The organism is Streptomyces mutomycini (assembly GCF_001700505.1).
Taxonomy (GTDB): Bacteria; Actinomycetota; Actinomycetes; order Streptomycetales; family Streptomycetaceae; genus Streptomyces; species Streptomyces mutomycini.
This window is the reverse complement of the sequence record NZ_MAPV01000343.1, coordinates 1-664: the sequence shown is the minus strand read 5'-3', so window position 1 is coordinate 664 and position 664 is coordinate 1. Positions and strand designations below refer to the sequence as shown.

Below are 664 nucleotides of genomic sequence, written 5' to 3'. Positions count from 1 at the left end.
TGCTGGCTGCACATCACGCTCACCGACACCGACCGGCCCCACATGGCCATGGAACGTCTGCGAGAGCGCTTCCCCCACACGTTGAAGCTGAGCTTCTCCCACCAGCGGGATACCGAGACGCAGTCATACCGCTCCCGCGTCAACGGCCGCAGCGACCACGAGATCACGCTCGGGTTCCTCGACCACGTCACCGGCGTCCCCGCCACCGTCCCAGAGCAGAACCTGCTGCAAGAAGGACTCGAGAGCGTCCGCACCGCAGCCGCCGCACGAGAGGCCAGCTGATGTACCTCCACCACCTGACCCTCCAGGCATTCGGGCCCTTCGCCCGCACAGAATCCGTCGATTTCGACGCCCTGACCAGCAACGGCCTGTTCCTCCTGCGCGGAGACACCGGGGCGGGCAAGACCAGCATCCTGGACGCCGTCTGCTTCGCCCTCTACGGCACCGTGCCCGGCATCCGCCCCACCCACCGCCTGCGCAGCGACCACGCCCCCACCGACACACGCACCCACGTCATCCTGGAGTTCACCGCCGCCGGCCGCCTTCTCAAGATCGCACGAAAACCCAAGCAGACCTACCCCAGCAAACGCGCCAAGACCGGCACCGCCACCGCCGAAGCCACCGTCGAGCTGCACCAGTGGACCGACACCGACGGCGTCGCAGG

General features: G+C 67.8%; 2 protein-coding genes. Both read left to right on the top strand.

The window, feature by feature from the left end:
* On the top strand, nucleotides 1–282 hold a 282-nt coding region (locus BFF76_RS30340; RefSeq protein ID WP_208604899.1), incomplete at its 5' end, for an exonuclease SbcCD subunit D C-terminal domain-containing protein.
* Nucleotides 282–664: AAA family ATPase (locus BFF76_RS30335; protein WP_167359548.1), on the top strand; the 383-nt coding region annotated here is incomplete at its 3' end. The genes BFF76_RS30340 and BFF76_RS30335, both read left to right, overlap by 1 nt.